The organism is Marinobacter sp. M5B, assembly GCF_042604615.1.
Classification (GTDB): Bacteria; Pseudomonadota; Gammaproteobacteria; order Pseudomonadales; family Oleiphilaceae; genus Marinobacter; species Marinobacter salarius.
In genome coordinates this window covers 4001330-4020462 of record NZ_CP156894.1, presented here as the reverse complement: position 1 = coordinate 4020462, position 19133 = coordinate 4001330, and the positions used below count along the sequence as shown (strand labels likewise).

18 protein-coding genes are annotated in these 19133 nt (G+C 58.2%); 11 read left to right on the top strand and 7 right to left on the bottom strand.

What is annotated here, in order from left to right; translation table 11 throughout:
- Window positions 1-60 precede the first annotated feature (60 nt).
- The 4 genes from AAGD24_RS18270 to AAGD24_RS18255 all read left to right on the top strand — a co-directional run bounded on the left by AAGD24_RS18270 (window position 61) and on the right by AAGD24_RS18255 (window position 4254).
- A complete protein-coding gene (locus tag AAGD24_RS18270) occupies window positions 61-2514 on the top strand; it encodes an acyl-CoA dehydrogenase (protein WP_379867370.1) in 2454 nt (817 codons plus the stop codon).
- Between the two features lie 78 nt (window positions 2515-2592).
- On the top strand, window positions 2593-2973 hold the full coding sequence (gene crcB / locus AAGD24_RS18265; protein ID WP_007154966.1) for a fluoride efflux transporter CrcB: 381 nt from the start codon (window positions 2593-2595) through the stop codon (window positions 2971-2973).
- 239 nt (window positions 2974-3212) lie between these two features.
- Window positions 3213-3419, top strand: coding sequence for a cold-shock protein (locus AAGD24_RS18260; protein WP_007154967.1), 207 nt, complete (start codon window positions 3213-3215; stop codon window positions 3417-3419).
- A gap of 139 nt (window positions 3420-3558) precedes the next feature.
- Window positions 3559-4254 (top strand): lysophospholipid acyltransferase family protein, encoded by a 696-nt coding sequence (locus AAGD24_RS18255; protein WP_379865845.1) that lies wholly within the window; start codon window positions 3559-3561, stop codon window positions 4252-4254.
- A 10-nt stretch (window positions 4255-4264) separates the two neighbouring features.
- On the opposite strand, the gene AAGD24_RS18250 is transcribed toward AAGD24_RS18255, so the two are convergent.
- On the bottom strand, window positions 4265-5080 hold the full coding sequence (locus AAGD24_RS18250) for a dienelactone hydrolase family protein (RefSeq protein ID WP_007154969.1): 816 nt from the start codon (window positions 5078-5080) through the stop codon (window positions 4265-4267).
- A 159-nt stretch (window positions 5081-5239) separates the two neighbouring features.
- Here AAGD24_RS18250 and ald point away from each other — a divergent pair, with 159 nt between their 5' ends.
- From ald to AAGD24_RS18230, 4 genes are all read left to right on the top strand, one after another.
- The gene (gene ald, locus AAGD24_RS18245; protein ID WP_379865843.1) at window positions 5240-6352 is read left to right on the top strand and encodes an alanine dehydrogenase; all 1113 of its coding nucleotides are present in this window, start codon (window positions 5240-5242) and stop codon (window positions 6350-6352) included.
- A 29-nt stretch (window positions 6353-6381) separates the two neighbouring features.
- Window positions 6382-6954 (top strand): glutathione S-transferase family protein, encoded by a 573-nt coding sequence (locus tag AAGD24_RS18240; protein WP_007154971.1) that lies wholly within the window; start codon window positions 6382-6384, stop codon window positions 6952-6954.
- Between the two features lie 153 nt (window positions 6955-7107).
- Complete coding sequence (locus AAGD24_RS18235) at window positions 7108-7719, top strand: Yip1 family protein (protein WP_007154972.1); 612 nt, start codon at window positions 7108-7110, stop codon at window positions 7717-7719.
- Window positions 7720-7832: 113 nt separating this feature from the next.
- A complete protein-coding gene (locus tag AAGD24_RS18230) occupies window positions 7833-9572 on the top strand; it encodes an alkaline phosphatase D family protein (RefSeq protein ID WP_379865841.1) in 1740 nt (579 codons plus the stop codon).
- 29 nt (window positions 9573-9601) lie between these two features.
- Here AAGD24_RS18230 and AAGD24_RS18225 read toward each other — a convergent pair whose 3' ends face one another.
- Window positions 9602-9997 (bottom strand): glutaredoxin family protein, encoded by a 396-nt coding sequence (locus AAGD24_RS18225; protein ID WP_379865839.1) that lies wholly within the window; start codon window positions 9995-9997, stop codon window positions 9602-9604.
- Window positions 9994-10620 (bottom strand): HPP family protein, encoded by a 627-nt coding sequence (locus AAGD24_RS18220; RefSeq protein WP_379865837.1) that lies wholly within the window; start codon window positions 10618-10620, stop codon window positions 9994-9996. Before AAGD24_RS18220 ends, AAGD24_RS18225 begins: the two co-directional genes overlap by 4 nt.
- A 246-nt stretch (window positions 10621-10866) precedes the next feature.
- On the opposite strand from AAGD24_RS18220, the gene ilvD reads away from it, so the two are divergent.
- Window positions 10867-12543 (top strand): dihydroxy-acid dehydratase, encoded by a 1677-nt coding sequence (gene ilvD, locus AAGD24_RS18215; RefSeq protein ID WP_379865835.1) that lies wholly within the window; start codon window positions 10867-10869, stop codon window positions 12541-12543.
- Window positions 12544-12548: 5 nt separating this feature from the next.
- On the opposite strand, the gene AAGD24_RS18210 is transcribed toward ilvD, so the two are convergent.
- Window positions 12549-14183, bottom strand: a complete 1635-nt coding sequence (locus tag AAGD24_RS18210; protein ID WP_379865833.1) for an EAL domain-containing protein — start codon at window positions 14181-14183, stop codon at window positions 12549-12551.
- 255 nt (window positions 14184-14438) lie between these two features.
- Here AAGD24_RS18210 and pbpG point away from each other — a divergent pair, with 255 nt between their 5' ends.
- Both pbpG and AAGD24_RS18200 read left to right on the top strand, forming a co-directional pair.
- Entirely contained in the window at window positions 14439-15353 is a 915-nt protein-coding gene (pbpG, locus tag AAGD24_RS18205; protein WP_379865831.1) for a D-alanyl-D-alanine endopeptidase, read from the top strand.
- A 26-nt stretch (window positions 15354-15379) separates the two neighbouring features.
- Entirely contained in the window at window positions 15380-15859 is a 480-nt protein-coding gene (locus AAGD24_RS18200) for an asparaginase domain-containing protein (protein ID WP_379865830.1), read from the top strand.
- Here AAGD24_RS18200 and AAGD24_RS18195 read toward each other — a convergent pair whose 3' ends face one another.
- The 3 genes from AAGD24_RS18195 to AAGD24_RS18185 all read right to left on the bottom strand — a co-directional run bounded on the left by AAGD24_RS18195 (window position 15860) and on the right by AAGD24_RS18185 (window position 18871).
- Window positions 15860-16552, bottom strand: coding sequence for a pseudouridine synthase (locus tag AAGD24_RS18195; RefSeq protein ID WP_379865828.1), 693 nt, complete (start codon window positions 16550-16552; stop codon window positions 15860-15862).
- A 2-nt stretch (window positions 16553-16554) separates the two neighbouring features.
- A complete protein-coding gene (locus AAGD24_RS18190) occupies window positions 16555-17586 on the bottom strand; it encodes a metal-dependent hydrolase (protein WP_379865826.1) in 1032 nt (343 codons plus the stop codon).
- 88 nt (window positions 17587-17674) lie between these two features.
- Window positions 17675-18871, bottom strand: a complete 1197-nt coding sequence (locus AAGD24_RS18185; RefSeq protein ID WP_007154982.1) for a lytic murein transglycosylase — start codon at window positions 18869-18871, stop codon at window positions 17675-17677.
- Window positions 18872-19133: the final 262 nt, after the last annotated feature.

Sequence of the window (19133 nt, the reverse complement as noted above, 5' to 3'; positions counted from 1 at the left end):
TGAACGTAACAGAATGTAGTTTTTGACATTCAAAACCACGGACGACAGAGAGTATCCATGATGACTTTCATACTGTTTCTTGCTGCTGTTACCGGCCTTCTTGTTGTGATGCGCAAGGAATCCGGTGCCAAACCCGCTATCGGGGTGATGGTGGTAACAGGTCTGCTTTCACTGTTTCTGGCGTCGGGTCTACTCGCGCTCATCCTGTTCATCGGCGCCGCCGTTACCGCCGCTGCAGGCCTGCCGGGGTTTCGCCGGAGCTGGCTGACCCCACGGGTCTTCGCCATGTTCAAGAAAGTGGCGCCCAAGGTGTCCGATACCGAAAAAGTGGCCCTGGAAGCGGGGACCGTCAGTTGGGATGGCGAGCTGTTTACCGGACGGCCTGATTGGCACAGCCTGCTGATCAACCGCAACACGGGCCTGTCTGAGAAAGAGCAGGCCTTTGTGGATAACCAGTGCACCCAGGCTATTTCCATGTGCAACGCCTGGGACCTGGCCGTGGAACGTGCTGATCTGCCGGCGGATTTGTGGGAGTTCCTCAAGAAAGAGAAATTCTTCGGCATGATCATTCCAGAGGAATACGGAGGCCTGCACTTCTCCGCCAAGGCACAGACAGCGGTGTTGCAGAAGCTGGCGGCCAACGAAATGCTGATGGTCACGGTGGGCGTGCCCAACTCCCTCGGCCCGGGTGAGCTGCTGGTCAAGTACGGCACCGACGAACAGAAGAACCACTATCTGCCCCGGCTGGCGGATGGCCGCGAAATTCCCTGCTTTGGCCTGACCGGTCCCCGCGCTGGCTCCGACGCCACCTCGCTGCCGGATACCGGTGTGGTCTGCAAGGGCGAATTCGAGGGCAAGGAAGTGCTGGGTCTGCGCCTCAACTTCGAGAAGCGCTGGATTACCCTGGCGCCGGTTGCCACTGTGGTTGGGCTCGCCTTCCGCATGTTCGACCCGGACGGACTGCTGGGCGACACCAAGGATTACGGCATTACCTGTGCGCTGATTCCCCGCAATACCAAGGGTATGGAAATCGGCCGCCGGCATTGCCCCATCGGCACGCCATTCATGAATGGCCCTATCAAGGGCACCGACGTGTTCATTCCGCTGGATTACATCATCGGTGGCCAGGAAATGGCGGGGCAGGGCTGGCGCATGCTGGTTGAGTGCCTGTCAGTGGGGCGTTGTATTACTCTGCCATCCGGCGCAGCTGGTGCGGCAGCCTACTCCGTGGGTACCGCTGGCGGCTTCACCCGAGTTCGCCGCCAGTTCAATACACCTGTGGCGGATATGGAAGGCGTGCAGGAGCCCCTGGCTCGCATCGCAGCCCAGACTTACATCGCCCAGTCCGCCGTCAACCAGACGGCGAACCTGATCGACAAAGGCGAAAAGCCGGCCGTGCCGTCGGCCATCCTGAAATACCACCTGACCGAAATGCAGCGTGCGGTGCTGACCGATGCGATGGACGTACACGGCGGAAAAACGGTGACCCTGGGGCCCCGCAACTACCTCGGTATTGGCTTCAGTGGGGCGGCGGTATCCATCACCGTGGAAGGCGCCAACATCATGACCCGCAGCCTGATGATCTTTGGTCAGGGTGCAATACGCTGCCATCCCTATGTGCTGAAAGAGCTGGCGGCCAAAGACAACGATGACATCGACGCGTTCGATGATGTGTTCTTTGGCCACGCCGGCCTGATCTTCGGCAACGCCGCCCGTGCGTTCACTCAGGCTCTGGGCATTGGCAAGCCCGACGTGCCGTTTGCTCACGATTCACGCAAATACGCTCAGGGTGTGGCCCGCTTTAGCGCCGCCTTCGGCCTGTGCGCCGACGCCGCAATGACCACACTGGGGTCGGAGTTGAAAATGCGTGAGTTGATTTCGGCCCGCCTTGGTGACGTGCTGGCCAACCTTTATCTGGCCTCCATGGTGCTCAAGAACTGGCATGAAACACAGCCGGTTGACGGTGAACGGGACTTGATGGAATACAGTCTGGCACTGCTGCTGTATCGTGCTGAAAACGCCATGGACGAATTCCTTCAGAACCTGCCAAATAGGCCGGTAGCCCTGGCTCTGCGCGCCATCACCATGCCCCTCGGTCGTCGCTGGGACAAACCCCATGATGACCTCTCCCGCAAACTGGCAAAAGCCATCTCCACCGACAGCCCGGTGCGGGAGAAGCTGCTTGCCGGTGCCTGGACAACGGCTGGCGAAGGCAAGGGGGCCGTTGAGAACCCTATTGCTCAATACAACTACTTGCTGAAGGATTACGACAAAGCCGAACAGCTTTATCGCAAAGTCACCAAGGCGTATGCCAAGGGGCAGTTGCCGATGGACGCGCTGCATCCGGAAGAACGCTTCGAAGCCGCACTGGAAGCGGATATCTTCACCAAGGAAGAGGCCGAGTTCATGCGTGAGTACGAAGCTGTGGTCCTGGAAATGCTGACCGTCGACGACTTTCCGTTCGACGAGTTCGCCCGCAACAAGGACACACTGATCGACCACAACCCGGCCTGATAGAAGGCAACGGGATTTGGATTGAGGGATGCCGGATGGCAACATCCGGCAGGCACCAAACCAAGAGGTAAGTTGGGAATGTGGCTATCAATCCTGGCCGTAAGCGCCGGAGCCGTTATCGGCGCAAACCTGAGATGGGCCTTGGGCCTTTGGCTCAACAGCAGCTACCACGCCATTCCCTACGGCACCCTCGTAGCCAACCTCTCCGGCGGCTGGCTCATCGGCCTGTTTATTGGTTATTTCGTACATGGCACCTCGTTGGCGCCGGAGTGGCGCCTGTTTGCCATTACTGGTCTTTGCGGCGCCCTGACCACCTTCTCCACCTTCTCACTGGAAATGCTTTCCGCCATCCAGGAAGGCAAATGGAGCATGGCCCTGGCTGGAATTCTCGCCCATGTTGTTGGCTCTATCCTCATGACAGCACTGGGAATTTACACCTTCGGACTGGTTCGGGGATGATGGGTAACACTACGTACGCAATAAATTAAAAATACGCTTGGCAATCCTAAAAACAAAGAGTAGAGTTATTTACGAAGGAAAGATTCAGTAAAGCTTTCATGAATAAGACGTACCTCCGCAGTTAGTAGTGACCGTCCTGTTTTTGATTCCGCGAATTCTGTATTTCCGTAAACGCTGATCAGGCATCACGACGATGGCCTGGCGGCAAGATAAAATGATTGATTTCAGGAAGTTTAAGTATGTCTACTACTACCGGCACTGTTAAGTTCTTCAACGAAGCAAAAGGCTTTGGCTTTATCACTCGTGAAGGCGGCCCGGACGTATTCGTTCACTACAGCGCAATTCAGGGCAGCGGCTTCAAGACCCTGGCAGAAGGCCAGCAGGTTGAGTTCACCGTTACCCAGGGCCAGAAAGGTCCTCAGGCGGAAAACGTTACTGCTATCTAACGGATAGTAGGGCACCGCCAGAAAGGCAGCCTCGGCTGCCTTTTTTTGTGGGTGGATTTTGTGATTCCCACCCGAATATGACATCTTTTATTCCCTGCCGCCGGGCGATCGCCTAACCATTGTTTGCTCAGGGCCTGCTATGCTGAACACCCTCAAAGCTGTCTGGATCCTGTTTTGGGCTGCACTGCTCACGCTGATCCTGTTCTTGCCGATTGTCGCCGCCGCTCTTGCCGGCCGTAGCGGCAACGCTGCCTTTCACGGCACCCAGGTATACGCCTGGTGCATGCTCAGACTCACCGGAATCCGCCTGAAAGTCAGCGGACGCGAGTACATCGATCCGGCTCAGCGCTACGTTATCCTCAGTAATCACGCGTCCTATTTTGATCCGCCGGCGCTGGTGTTGGCATTGGGACTGCAATACCGCTGGGTGATCAAGAAAGAGCTACGCAAGGTGCCCCTATTCGGTCTTGCGCTGGAGACGTCCCGTAACCTTTTCATTGACCGGTCAAAAGGCAGTGATGCGCTGGAGAGCATCAAGCGGGGCGTCGCCCAGTTGCCCGAGGGCACTGGCATCCTGATGTTTCCGGAAGGCACCCGATCCTGGGATGGCAAGCTGCTGCCCTTCAAGAAAGGCGGGTTTGTCATTGCCCGCGACGGCGAGCTGCCCATTCTACCGGTGACGATCCGGGGCTCCCATGACCGACTCCCCAAGGGAACCGCGGTATTCTCGCCAGGTTTGATCGAGATTATTGTTCATCCGCCGGTAGCCATCGCCGGACGTGAGGTGAGGGAAGTTCAGGAAGAAGTGAAGGGCACCATAGAAGGTGCCCTCTGAAGGGCAACGATCAGTCGCTAAAAACGTCTTCGTAGAGCCTCAGAGTGCCCTCCCACGAACGTTTCGCGGCTTGCTCGTCATAGGCGATGGGCATATTGAACTCCTCGGCGACCTTATCCGCTCCCGGGTTGGTGAACGAGTGCATGACGCCGGGAAAGCTGACCAGAGTCAGATCCGCTCCGGCATCCTGCATTTCTTTCACCAGGCTGGACACCTGATCCGATGGCACCATCTTGTCCGCACCGCCGGTGTAGACGTGAATCCGGGGCTGAACCTTGCCGGCTTCGGCTTTGATGGGGCTGCCCAGCGCGCCGTGATAGCTGACGACGGCGTCCAGATCCACACCCAGGCGCGCCATGTTCAGTACCACTGCACCGCCAAAGCAATAACCCTGGGCGGCAATCTTGCTGCCGTCGACACTGTCGTGCTGTGCGAGTAGCTCCTTGGCAGCCATGAAGCGAGCCTTGACCTGATCAATATCTTTGGTCGCCTCCTTCATAAAGGCCTGCGCGTCTTCGGGATGTTCGGCGAGCTTGCCGGAGCCATACATATCCAGCGCAAACGCCGTGTAGCCGGCGGCTGCCAGCTTTTCCGCCTGCTCACGGGCAAACTCATTGTGCCCCCACCATTCGTGAACCACCAGAACACCGGGGCGCTTGCCTTCGGCTTCATCGTCGTACGCCATGTAACCGGTAAACGTTTTGCCGTTTACGGTGTATTCCACGGTTTCTGTCTGCATGTCGGCTGTCACCTGTCCGCTTGCCAGGGTAAGGGCTACTGCGAGTGAGAGCGGCGCTGCCGCCAGGGCGTGCCTGTGTCTGTTCATGGGTTCCTTCTCCGTTTGGGTCGATTGCGTGGATTGCTCCGGGTTTTACGCCGAGGCCCATTAAACCGATGCATTCAATTGCTACTGCCGGTGTCATACCTTTTTACTACACTTTACGGGATGAAACATCGTTTACCCGACGGATTCAAGGGGTCAGGCATGAAGATAGGCGTACCGAAGGAGATCAAGAATCACGAGTACCGGGTGGGAATGACACCGGCGGCGGTCCATGAGCTGTGTGGCCACGGCCACAATGTTTGCGTTGAGACGAATGCGGGTGCTGCCATTGGCTTCACGGACGACGATTATATGAGGGCCGGGGCCGAGATTCTCGGCAGCGGAACCGCTGTGTTTGAGGCGGCCGACATGATCGTCAAGGTCAAGGAGCCCCAGGCGGAAGAACGAGCCTTGCTGAAGTCCGGCCAGACCCTCTTTACCTACCTGCACCTTGCGCCGGACCAGGCCCAGACCGATGACCTCGTGGCCTCAGGGGCAACCTGTATTGCCTATGAAACGGTCACTGACAACCAGGGGCGACTGCCGCTACTGGCCCCTATGTCGGAAGTGGCGGGGCGGATGTCGATTCAGGCTGGTGCCCACTGCCTGGAAAAATCCCTCGGCGGTCGAGGTGTGCTGCTGGGCGGTGTGCCGGGTGTGAGCCCTGCGAGGGTAACCGTGATTGGCGGTGGTGTGGTGGGTCAGAATGCAGTGGCCATGGCCATTGGCCTGGGGGCCCATGTAACGGTCCTCGACCGCAATATGGACGTATTGAGAAATCTCGACCATCTCTATGGCAACCGCATCAGCACGCTGTTCTCAACCGCCGCGACGCTGGAGGAAGCGGTGATCGAGTCGGACCTGGTCATTGGCGGTGTGCTGATTCCCGGAGCGTCCGCACCCAAACTGGTGACCCGTGATATGGTCAGCCGCATGCCCGAAGGCAGTGTTATCGTAGATGTGGCTATTGATCAGGGCGGTTGTACTGAAACTTCGAAACCCACCACGCACGATGCGCCTACCTACGTTGTGGACGGGGTGGTGCACTACTGTGTTGCCAATATGCCGGGCGCGGTGGCAAGAACCTCCACTCTGGCGCTGAATAATGTAACACTGCCGTTTATCGTCGCACTGGCCAACAAGGGACCGGAAAGGGCGATGAAGGACGACCCCCATCTGCGCAACGGCCTCAACGTGTTCCAGGGCAAGGTCACTTTCCGCGAGGTGGCGGAATCCACCGGCTATGAGTTTGCAGATCCTGGAGATCTGCTCTGACATTAACATCATTCAAACAAGGAGATTCCATGAAACTGATCGGTTCCACCACGTCCCCCTATGTTCGCCGTATCAGGCTGCTGTTGGCCGATAGTGACTATGAATTCGTGAACCTCGACATCTATGGTCAGGGCAGGGATGAGCTCCGGCGCAACAACCCGGCGCTGAAGATTCCCATGCTGATCGACGACAATCAGGAGGTGTACGATTCCCGGGTAATTGCCCGCTACCTCAGCGAAAAGCAGGGCATGGTGCCGTTGACCTGGGACCAGGAAAACCAGCTGACGCTGATTGACGCTGCCAACGATTCTGCGGTGATCCTGCTGCTTTCGGCCCGCTCCGGCATCGATACCAACGAAGACCTGATGTTTTTCAACCTCCAGCGTGAACGCATCATGATGACGTTCAGAACCCTGGCGGCCATGGTGGACGACGGTCAGTTTTCTCAGTGGAGCTACCCGGCCATTTGCCTCTACTGTCTGGTGGATTGGATCGATTTCCGGGATCTGGTGGATTTTACCGGTGTTGAGAGTCTGCTTGGTTTCAGGGACCAGCATCGTGATCAGCCGCTTGTCGCTGCTACTGACCCGAGAAAAGCGTAAGGTTTTGTCCGGAAGTGATTGGCAATAAAAGACAAGATGGCTTTAACACTTGCGTTTCTAGTCTATAGTTGAAGGTAGCGTGGCCTGATCTTTTCAGGCCCGTGAGGCGTATCCATTCAACCAATAATAAAATTACCTCAAGGGGGTAAAGCCATGCTCCTGAATCACGCATTTGGTCTGTTCACCCATCCCGATGCCGAGTGGGCCGAGATCCGCAAGGAACACGCACCTCCCCGGCGGCTCTATGTTGCCTATGTGCTGTTGCTTGGCGCGATAGCGCCGATCTGTGCCTACATTTCCACGGCTCACATCGGTTGGACGGTGAGCGGTGAGCGCGTCATAAAGCTCACGGAAGTCAGTGCGATACAGCTAAGCGTTCTGACCTATCTGGCCATGCTGGTGGGGGTGTTTGCCCTGGGGTTCGCCATCAACTGGATGGCTCGGACATATGGCGCCCATGAAGAAGCCGTTCCTTCCAATGGCATTGCGTTGGCGTCTTATTCCTGTACGCCGCTGTTCCTCGCCGGTTTTGCGTTGCTCTATCCGGTGCCCTGGTTCAATGCCCTGGTCTTCCTGGCGGCGGCCTGTTATGGCGCCTGGCTGATGTACGATGGCCTGCCGATTGTCATGGGCATTCCCAAGGACCAGGCGGTGATGTACGCCGGTGCCTTGTTGACCGTGGCGCTGGTCATCCTGGTGTCAACCCGTGTGGGTTCCGTCATCCTCTGGAACTATGGCCTGGGGCCGGTCTTCGTCGAAGGGTAGCGGTTTTTCCCGGCCTGTCGTGATTTGCTATTCAGGATGTCGCCATCCGTCATCCTGTCGTTACACTTTGGCGCTACCTTTTACCTGACCACTAAACCAGGGCAGGGAAAGGTATGAAACGATTGAGCCGCAGGGACTTCCTGAAAGCATCCGCCATGGGCATGGGCGCTGTTGCCGTATCCACAGGACTGGCCGGATGCATACTCGACAGCAGCGACAAACGCGATATCCGCTTCTCCCAGGGCGTTGCCAGTGGCGACCCCCTGCAGGATGGCGTAATCCTATGGACTCGTGCCGTGCCGGACGACGATTCCGGTCGGGACGTGGACATCGCCTGGGAAGTCTCTACTGACGCTGACTTCCGCGGCATGACTCATTCCGGCCGCTCGCGCGCTGCGGCTCAGCACGATTACACCTTCAAGGTGGATGTTCGGGGCCTGATGCCAGGTCAGCGCTATTACTATCGTTTCCGCACCGCCAGAAGCACTTCCCCGACCGGTATGACGCAGACCCTTCCTGAGGGCACGGTGAGCCAGGTGAGGTTCGCCGTGGTGTCCTGCTCCAATTACCCCGCTGGCTACTTCAACGTGTATCGGGAAATCGCGGGCCTGGACAACCTGGATGCCGTGCTGCATCTGGGGGATTATCTCTACGAATACGACAGTGGCCCGGACAGTTATGGTGCTGGGCAGGCAGAAGCCATGGGCCGTACGTTCCCCGCATCGAACAACCGCGAACTCATCACCCTGGAGGATTACCGCCACCGCTACGCCATCTACCGGGGCGATGATCATTTGAGGGAGTTGCACCGCAAGGTGCCGTTCATCACTGTCTGGGATGACCACGAAGTGGCCAATGATACCTGGCAGAACGGTGCTGAAAACCACAATGCCGATGAGGGTGATTTCAGTGACCGTAAGCTCGATGCACTGCGGGCATACTTTGAATGGATGCCGATCCGGCCGGTCACGGACGGAGACCAGGAGACCATCTCCCGCAGTTTCCGCTTTGGCGACCTGGTGGATCTGCACATGCTGGACACAAGGATCATCGGCCGCGACGAGCAACTGGCCTACACGGATTATCTGACCCAGGATGGCATTGACGCAGCCCGGTTTGCTGCAGATGTAGGCGATCCGAACCGCACCATGCTGGGTGCGGAGCAGCGGCTTTGGCTTGAGAACGCCTTGGCAACTTCGACCGCCACCTGGCAGGTACTAGGGCAGCAGGTGTTGATGGGGCGGATGACGCTGCCTGCGGAGCTGCTGGCCGGCATCATCAACCCTGACCCGTCTGTGTTGCTGCCCCTGTTCGCGGAGCTGGCCAACCTCAAGGGCCGCTACCTGGCTGGAGATCCCTCGTTGACCGACGAGGAAATCGCCCGAATCGAAACCGTACTGCCCTACAATCTGGATGCCTGGGACGGCTACTACGTGGAACGGGAAGTGATTCTGGAAACGGCGAGGCAACTACAAAAGAACCTCGTGGTACTGGCCGGAGATACCCACAATGCCTGGGCAAGCAACCTGAAAACCGGCAATGGTGACCAGGTGGGTGTCGAGTTCGCCACGCCGGGGGTTTCTTCCCCCGGTCTTGAAGACTATCTCCAGTTGCCGGAAGCGACCATACCCGATGCCGAGGCGGCTATAAAGCTCCTGGTGGACGATCTTGACTACCTGAACGTGAACCAGCGGGGCTATATGCTGGTGACATTTACCCCTGATGAGGCAAGGGCGGACTGGCGCTTCGTCAGCACCGTCAAAGACCGTAACTACGAGATTATCGGTGATCGAAATGCTGCCCGGAAGACCTTGCCGGGGCCGGGCAACCGTTCACTGGTAACGCCCGGTTGACGGGATCTGTATGCCCGCTGTCGAATGATTCAGGCGGCGGGTTCAAATTGCCGTTGCAGCCATAGCCTGATGTCGTCGGATTCGTACAGCCACTGATCCTTGCCGTCATCCTGCCGGATTCGCAGGCAGGGCACCTTGACGTGACCGCCGCCGGCTTCCAGCTCTGAGCGGCGTTCGCCGTCATGCTGTGCGTCCCGCGTTTCAATGTTGAGGCCCAGGCGCGCGATTTCCTTGCGGACCTTGATGCAGAAGGGGCAGGCCGTGAACTGGTAAAGCGCGAGGTCTTCGCAGGCACTGTCCACCTTTGCCTGTGCGTCAGGCGTGCGTGTGATGCTCTTGGGCGTGCTCAACTTCTCGCTGATCAGCATGACGGGGGTCAGGATCAGCCGAAGGGTACGGAAAAAATAGCGGATGATGATTCTCATGGACTCGATACAGCTCCAGTCGATGGGGTGGATTTCGTTGCAGACCAAACCGGATAGGGAATGCCTGATAGTCTGTTCATACAATAAGCGTGTGCCAGAAGCAGGCAAACACCAGCCATCAGGACGGGCAATTGTGCCGGATCAGGCATCAGGCCGAGTGAAACGATGAGCGCAGTGGCTCCGGCCGGCGGATGCACGACACGGAATAGTACCATCAGGCAGCCGGTTAATCCGAGGGATAAAGCCGAAGCGCCGACCCTTGACAGATCGACGCCGTGTAAAAATGCGGAGGCCTGATCCTGAAGCCCAAAAATATGAAGGCTGAACAGTCCCATCAATGCACCGATGAGATGGCCGCAAAAGGTATTACGCGGAGAAGCCGGTTCCGCGAGCGGAACGTGGAACAGTATAAACGCCGTCGCGCCCAGCGACGGGAATATGAAAGCTTCCTGTGTGACCAGTGCGATAAACGAAACAAGCGCGATACTCAGCGTGCCGTTGATCAGGCTAAACCCCGCCATCACAGTCCGGCGACTGTATCGGTTCGTCAGCTGTTCAAGATGAAACACCTTTAGCAGACCACTGGCCAACTGCCAGCGCAGTCGTTCGTTTCTGCGTCCCATTGCTCTACCGTTAACCTGAGTTGTTTGCACCAAAAAGGTGCGTGATAGTAAGCCCTGATCCTGAACAAGGCAAATCGCTATTTCCGATAACCGTGAGCGACTGGAAAAGGTTTGCGGATGTTTCTGTGCAGAAGGGCGTAAGGTATTGCCTGGGGCGTTGTATTGCTGTCGTCGGGCGTTTCTGACAGTCTTTTGTTAATGACAGAAACAAGGCCGGGCCAACCGGACATTCAGGAGAGCACAGTAATGACAGAAGACAAACGCCGCCGTTATTCCGCGCCCGTGGTCGATGGCCTGGGCAAGTCGGCAAGCCGCGCCATGTTGCGGGCCGTGGGGTTTACCGATGAAGATTTCCGCAAACCCCAGATCGGTATTGCCTCGACCTGGAGCAACCTGACGCCCTGCAATATGCACATCAACCAACTGGCGGAGGAATCGGCCGCGGGTGCCGACGAGGCCGGGGGCAAGAGCCTGACGTTCAATACCATCACCGTCTCCGACGGCATCGCCAACGGCACGGAGGGTATGAAGTATTCCCTGGTGTCGCGGGAAGTCATTGCCGACTCCATTGAAACCGTGGCTGGTTGTGAAGGTTTTGATGGCCTGGTTGCCATTGGCGGCTGCGACAAGAACATGCCCGGCTGCATGATGGGCCTGGCGCGGCTGAACCGGCCGTCGGTATTTGTCTATGGCGGCACCATCATGCCCGGCGAGAATCACACCGACATTATCTCTGTATTCGAGGCGGTAGGTGCCCATGCCCGAGGTGATCTGGACCTGATCGAGGTCAAACAGATCGAGGAAACCGCGATTCCGGGCCCAGGCTCCTGCGGCGGCATGTACACCGCCAACACCATGGCCTCGGCAATCGAAGCCATGGGCATGAGCCTGCCGGGCAGTTCGGCCCAGAACGCTATTTCCGAGACCAAGGCGGCAGACTGCAGGGCGGCGGGCGCGGCGGTGCTCAACCTGCTGGAGAAAGACCTGAAGCCGTCGGACATCATGACCCGTGAGGCGTTCGAAAATGCCATCACTGTGGTGATTGCCCTGGGTGGCTCCACCAATGCGGTGCTGCACCTGATTGCCATGGCCAGCACCGTTGGCGTTGACTTGACGCTGGACGACTTCGTGGAAATCGGCAAACGGGTTCCCGTATTGGCAGATCTGCGCCCCAGCGGTCACTACATGATGTCGGAACTGGTGGCTATTGGCGGTATCCAGCCGTTGATGAAGATGTTGCTCGACCGTGGCATGCTCCATGGCAACTGCATGACCGTCACCGGGCAGACACTGGCGGACAACCTGAAAGACGTAGCTCCGTACCCGGAAAGCCAGGACATCATTCATGCCTTTGATGACCCCATCAAGGCGGATAGCCATCTGCGTATCCTTTACGGCAACCTGGCGCCTACTGGCGCGGTGGCCAAGATCACTGGTAAGGAGGGTACCCATTTCACCGGCCGTGCACGGGTGTTCCAGTCCGAGGAAGAGGCCCAGGAGCGGATCATGGACGGCACCGTTGTGGCCGGAGATGTACTGGTGATCCGGTTTGAAGGCCCCAAAGGTGGGCCGGGCATGCGGGAGATGCTAACGCCGACTTCTGCCATCATGGGTAAAGGGCTGGGCAGCGATGTGGCGCTGATTACCGACGGGCGTTTTTCCGGTGGCAGCCACGGTTTCGTGGTTGGTCATATTACGCCGGAGGCCGCAGAAGGTGGGCCGATTGCGCTGGTGGAAACTGGCGACACCATCACCATTGATGCGGTGGCCAATCGCATTGAGCTGGATGTTTCGGAGCAGGAAATGGAGCGCCGCCGACAGGCATGGACCGCACCGGCTCCCCGATTTACCCGCGGGGTGCTGGCCAAATACGCGCGCACCGTGAGTTCCGCTTCGGAAGGCGCAGTGACAGACAAGCCGTGAGTGTGTCAGGGGCAGGCCGGTTCAGGCCTGCCCCAGAAAAAGCCCTGCCCATGGAGGTCCGGGAACTGCTGTAACCAGTGCACCACGGCCTCATCTTCAACACCTTCAACCACCACGTCCAGGTCCAGTGCTTCACCCAGTTCCAGGGTCGCGCGGAAGACCCGCTGGCGAGCCGGATGGTCGAGGATGCCTTTCAGGAAACTACGATCTATCTTGAGCTCATCCAGTTCAAAGCTTGCCAACGTGCCCAGTGATGAATGGCCAGTCCCGAAATCGTCCATGGCAATTCGGAATCCTTTTCGGTGCAGGGAGTGAATCATACGGCGAGAAGCCTCCGGATCGGTCATCATCGCGGTTTCCGTAATCTCCAGTATCAGGTCTTTCGCCTCCAGTTTGTGACGGGTGATGATGTCGGTTATGTCCTGCTCGAATCCGGCATGGGTCAGGTCCGTGGCGGAAATGTTGACGGCAACGGCCAGCTCGTTGCCGTAGCGGGCAGTCAGGTGGCGGTATTCGCTGCAGGCCCGTTCAATGACCCAAAGCGTCACTGGGTAAATAACCCCTGCCTCTTCAGCCTGGGGAATCCACCGGTCTGGTGATACATACCCGAACTCTGGGTGGTGCCAGCGAATCAGGGCTTCCACCGAGCGAACTTTGGCGTCTCGAATGCGCACCTTGGGCTGGTATTCCAGCCACATACTGTTGCTGGCGAGGCTGTTTTCCACCTCCAGCATTAACCGCTGTTGTTGGCTTTGCCGCTCGGTTATGGCCGGGGCGTACACAGAGAGTCCCCGGTTGTTGTTTGCTGGTGCGCCCCCTGCGGAAGAGAGCAGGCTGGCGGCGCCGGTGGTCAGGATGACCGAGCCTGCGGCAGCGCCAAGGAAGAACGCGGACTCTGCAAATCTGGTGCTTGGCGCCCAACCCTTTGTATGTAAGAAAGAAATCACGGTCCCGACCAGTATGGTGAGGATGGCAAGCCCATAATAGCGTGCATGGACATGCTGACGAACCTGGCTCAGAACCACCAGCAGGATAAACCCGCCACCAGCGAGGGCCAGGACGAGGAAAGACGCTTCGCCAACGCCCGGTATGCTCATCGGCGTTGCCAGTAGATGAAGGAATGCCAGCAGACTGATGACGTGAATGATTCGCCGGGAACGATGGCCCAGCGGCAGGAAGTGTGGCGTGAATTCACACAGTGCGATCAGGCACAGCGGCAGACTGATGTGCAGCAGTGCGTTGTACTGCGGCTGGTCGGGCCAGATAAACCAAAGGCCAAACTGTTCCAGAACCAATTGGCAGTGCAGGACACCGGCCATGAACACGCTGAGCCACGCAAGGCCGGGCCGCCGTAGCATAAACACAACCGCCAGGTTGAACAGCAGTGCAAAGGCCAGAATGCCGCCGATAAATACCTGCCGAACCAATGCCATCAGGTCCTGAGGCAGACCCGTTTCCAGGCCCGCTAACCAGCGGACGCTGCCCAGTGCCTGAGGAGTCTGTGACGCAAGCAGCCATCCGTAAGCAATGGCAAAGAGCAACACGATCAGGGGTAGCCAGTGATAGAAACCATTGGCCGAATCAAAGGGCAGGGGCGTACTGGCGATCTCTTGCGTCGTTTGGGGCCCGGTTGAATCCATTCGCTTGATTATCCTGCTCGTTTCCCGGAGGGCTTGTTACACTGTGGTTACTTTGTGAAATATTATGTAACAATATGATTTTAATGTAATTTTACGCGATTTTATACGGTTTTGCATTTCATGTTTTAAACGCTTGAATGAATTCTGCTGCCGATTCCGTTAGCGCTTTTACCCTGGCCATCCCGGAGCCAGCGGGCAATTTGGCTGGTATAGTGGGAAGCTGACACCGTAATGACACATAACAAGGTTTGACCAATGATCCGAACGGCCATTGTCCTGGCACTGACAGTCCTGTGTTCGCTCAACGTTTCCCGGGCGATGGCGATCGAGAGGTCCGAGCTGCAACTGGCGTCTGTTAATGCAGCCGTGGCCTATGCCGACGATGAGGGACTGGTGTACGGCAAGAATGCGGATCGGCGGGTGCCCATCGCTTCCATCACCAAATTGATGACCGCGCTGGTAGTGATGGAGTCCGGCGAGCCCCTGACCGAATGGCTGGATTTCCGGGAACGCCATATTCCCGCACCGGCGAATGCCTATACCCGCATTCGTGTGAGCTCCGAGCTCAGACGCTCTGATGTACTGCGTATTGCGCTGATGTCGTCGGAAAATTTTGCGGCCCATACCCTGGCAAGACACCATCCTGGTGGGTACGACGCCTTTGTTGAAGCGATGAATGCCAAGGCCGTTGAGCTGGGAATGCTGAAAACAACCTTCGTGGATCCCACCGGGTTGTCGGTTGACAATCGCTCCACCGCGGCGGATCTGGTTCGCCTGGTCAGGGCAGCCAGCCAATACCCGCAGATACGGGAGTATTCCACCACACGCTATTTCACCGCCCAGTTCCGTCAACCCAGATACCGGCTGGCGTTCGGGAATACCAATGTCCTGGTTCATCGTGAAAGCTGGGGCGTGGGGATCAGTAAAACGGGCTATCTGTCCGAAGCCGGCCGTTGCCTGGTGATGCTGTTTGAACTGGATGGCAAGCCGCTGGTAACGGTGCTGCTTGACTCACTGGGTACCCGTTCACCGATGGGGGATGCGGGCAGGATCAAGCGATGGCTGACCACCGGCGCCGGCGGCAGTGTTGCTGCGGCCGCGCGTGCGTATGAGCGGAAAAAGAACGCAGCTTACGCCGCTTCGGACGGCACATCCGTGAGTGTGAACTGACCTCTGGCGAATCGGGAACGCAGCGTATGATTGAGATATTCACCACCGGCGGCACCATCGACAAGGTGTATTTCGATGCCAACAGCGAGTTTGAGATTGGCGATAGCCTGATTGCCGAGCTGTTGGCGGAGTCCAACATCCATGACGGCTATACCCTGAACGGGTTGCTGCGCAAGGACAGCCTGGAAATCACGGACGGCGACCGGGAGATCATCAGAACCGCCGTCAGCCAGTGTAACGCCGAGCGCATACTGATCACCCACGGTACCGATACCATGCCGGAAACCGCCAGAGCGCTGCTGTCGGTGAAAGGGAAAACCATTGTGTTGTTTGGCGCCATGCAGCCGGCACGGATGCGCCGGAGCGACGCGGTGTTCAATATCGGCTACGCATGGGCCGCAGTCCAGCTACTACCTCATGGCGTGTATATTGCCATGAACGGCGAGGTGTTCGAGGCTGGTTCCGTACGTAAGAACCTGAAAGCCCAACGTTTCGAACGCACCTGATCAGCCCACGCTGGTCACTTCCTCAGCGGTCAGTTCGCGGTAATCTCCCGGCGCCAGTGAGTCGTCTAGTATGAGGGGGCCGACGCGCCATCGGTGTAACCCCGTCACATGGTTGCCCACCGCCGCCAGCATTCGTTTGACCTGGTGGTAGCGCCCTTCCGACAACGTCAGATCAATTTCCCCGGCATTGAGTAAATGGACATCGGCCGGCCTGGTCGGCCGCGACTCACCGTGCAGTAATACACCCTGTTGCAGTTGCGTGATGGCGAAGTCATCAATGGGTTTGGCGAGTGTCACGCGGTAGGTTTTATGGCATTTCAGCCGGGGCGATGTGATGCGGTGTGACCATTGGCCGTCGGTGGTCAGCAGCAGGAGCCCGGTGGTGTCGGCGTCCAGCCTCCCGGCGATGTGCAGCCCGTGACGGACGTCTGCGGGCAGCAGGTCCAGCGCCGTGGGCTGCTGGCTGTCGGTGGTGGCACTGATGACTCCAGCAGGCTTGTACAGCATCAGGTACCGCTCTTCTGGCAGTGACAGCGGCTGGTCGTCGAGGGAAACTCGGGTGTCTTTGGCCACCGGGGAAGCTGGTTTGCGACAGATCTCCCCATCCACCCGGACTCGGCCTGTGCTGATGGTTTTTTTCGCATCGCGGCGCGACAGGGTGGTCGCGTTGGCAACGAAATAATCCAGGCGCATGCTCAGGTACACCCCTCTCCCGGCGGCGGCAGTGTCAGGCTGGCAAGGCACAGTACCTCGGCGGAGCCCGTCATTCGCGACCAGAGCACGCCTAGGAGTTCCCCGCCAATTGCAGGACGTTCCAGTCGTGAACTGGGCCTTGGTTCAAGACGGTCTCCATCGTATTTGGCGAGTATGAAGGTGAAGGGATGCGCCCCGGGAATACCGAGGCGGATATCGGTGGCCGTGAGCTGATCGCCCTCCCTGTCGTAATGCAGGAAACCACGCGTAAACCAGGCCAGCCGCTGGCCTTCGGGTAATGACGTGGCAGCGTTTGCAAGGTCAGGTTCACGGGGGAAGTGTTCCACCGTAACGGGGCCCTTGCCATCCAGGAATCCGGTCACGATTTCCACCCGTTTTTCCTCACCTACAACGGTCACTCGCCACAGTACGGTATTGAAAGGCATCGGCTGAACCAGCCGTGGGGCATTTTCCAGGCCTTCTTCGGCCAGCGTGGGGCCAACCCGTTCCTGGATGATCTGTTGCGCTGTTGCACTCCAGCCCAGATAAAGCGTTGAAAGAAGCAGGCCGGCCATGATGGCGCTGGTTTGTGGACCGCGGATCAGGAACGCCATGATGCCGACCAGTAGCGGTAGGGTATAAAGCGGGTCGATAATGAAAATGCTGCTGATGGCCACCGGTGGGCCTATGGGCCAGAACAACTGGGTTCCGTAGGTGGTAAAGGCATCGAGCAGAGGGTGGGTCATAAGCACAAGCGCAGTGAGCGCAAACCAGCGCCGGTATCCGAGATGGGGGCGCCACCGATGGAATGCAAAGGCCAGTAATACGGACAGCGGCAACAGAACGAACAGCGAGTGGCTGAATCCACGGTGCTGGGTGAAGTTGGCGACAGCGGTGCCGTAATCAATGATGACGTCCAGATCGGGAAGGGTGCCGAGAACGGCACCGACCAGCAGGGCTGAGCGGCCCAGGGTTTTTCCGGCAACGGCACCGGCCAGTGAGGCGCCCAGTGCCGCCTGGGTGATCGAATCCATCGGGATGATACCTTGTCAGTGGAGTCCGGCAGGTATTATGCGCGGAATCGGTTTTCGGATCACGCCCAAGGTGGCCGGCAGATGGCGGTCAGGTATCACTCCCAGAGGCTTCAGACGTCAGCTTCACTTCCAAAGCATCGAGGACCGTGTCGCCGGGATAGCCGTCGGCAACGAGGCCATTCTTTGACTGGTAGCCGCGAATGGCAGAGCGCGTGTTGGGGCCAAGGATACCGTCCGGTTTCCCGGTATCAAATCCCTGTTCGTTCAGTGCTTTTTGAAGGGTAAGGATATTGTCCCGTGACAACGCTGGCATGTCCTCCGGGGGCGGGTTCTGCAACTTACCGGCACCGGCGATGCGGTCCGCCAGATGTCCAACCGCGATAGCGTAGAATTCAGAGCGGTTCCAGCCCATGATCACATTAAAATTCTTGTAGGCCAGAAACGCAGGCCCTCTGTGTCCTGCAGGAACCACCAGCGCGGCTTCGATGGGCTCGTTCGCCAAGTTGTTGCCGAAGGCATCGGTTACGCCCAGGGCGCGCCATTTTTCCAGAGGCAGCCTGCGGCCGTCCGCCAGGCTGTAATCGAACCCCTGGGGCAGAAGAACCTCTCGCCCCCAGCGGTAGTCGCCGTCCCAACCGAGATCCTGCAGGAAGTGGCCAGCTGACATCATTGCGTCCGGCAAGCTGTTCCACAGGTCGCGTTTACCATCGCCGTCGCCGTCCACCGCATGGCGCAGGAAGACCGTTGGCATGAACTGCACATGCCCCATGGCACCGGCCCAGGAGCCCTCCATCTGCTCGGCGGGTATCGCGCCCTCGTCGATGATTCTCAGGGCTGCAATCAACTGTTCAGTAAAGAACTGACTGCGCCGTTCGTCACACGCCAGGGTGGCAAGAGAACTGGGCACCGACATCTTGCCAAAATAGGCGCCGAAGTTGGTTTCCAGGCCCCAGAAAGCCACAAGGTAGGGGGCGGGCACGCCGGTTTTCCGGGTGACACGGTCAAGCAGTTCCTCGTGTTGGTCCAGCAGCTCCCGCCCGCGGCTTACCCGATCGGAGTTTACCCGGCGATTGAGATAGTCCGCGAAGGTGGTGGTGAATTCGGGCTGGCGGCGGTCGAGTTCTATCACGCGCTCAAGATATTCAGCGCCGGCCAGCACTTCACCCGCCGTTTGTGATGACACACCGGCCTCAATGGCCTGACTTTCCAGGTGTTCGATGCACTGGGGGAAACGCTTGGCCAGTTCGGCGTCGGCGGCTGCGGGCGCGCTGCTCAGGACAAACAATCCGGTAAGTGAAAGGTGTCGAAGTGTCCGTTGGCCTTTTGATGTCCCTGTGAATATGCTCGGCACGCTAAACCTCGGTCTGGGGTGGATGTTCCTGGCTCATGGTAGCCTGTTTTTGTGGCCCTGAAACACCGTTGTTGCCGGATTCCGGTGACAATTCTTTAACCTGGCGTTTCATACCGCCCCGGATGTGTCGTCTTTTTGTAGTCCCGCTATTCCCCATCATCGGCTTGTTCTATAGTTTGCAGGACGATACGACAAC